1 protein-coding gene is annotated in these 368 nt (G+C 33.7%); it reads left to right on the top strand.

Annotated elements, in window-relative coordinates:
- Window positions 1–190: hypothetical protein (locus tag BOW55_RS21130; RefSeq protein WP_206733646.1), on the top strand; the 190-nt coding region annotated here is incomplete at its 5' end.
- Between the last annotated feature and the right edge of the window lie 178 nt (window positions 191–368).

Genomic DNA, 368 nt, shown 5'->3' on the forward strand with positions numbered 1-368 from the left:
ATTTGCGCAGCAGGGAAATTTGTATATTATGAATAAAAATAGGTTTTTAAAACTTTTAATAGCTTGTATTGCTTCTGTAGGAATTCGATACGTTTTTAATTCTAGTAATTTTGACACAAGTGATTTTGTGTTCTCAATTATCTTCGGAATTATAATTTGGATTATTTTAATAATTCAAAGAAAAATATAAAGTTTTGCGGTAGTGTAGCCCGCTCCGCGAAGAGTTCCCCTGCTCCGTGAAGAGTTCTCATAAAAAGCTGGGCAAATGTCTCTGACTTTGCGCAATTTTTTTATTCCTTAGAAATTATAATGTTGCTAAAAGTCTCCCGACTTTTTACGATTACCCGCTCTCCGAAGTGTTCCTAATG

This window comes from Flavobacterium sp. YO12 (assembly GCF_004119495.1).
Taxonomy (GTDB): Bacteria; Bacteroidota; Bacteroidia; order Flavobacteriales; family Flavobacteriaceae; genus Flavobacterium.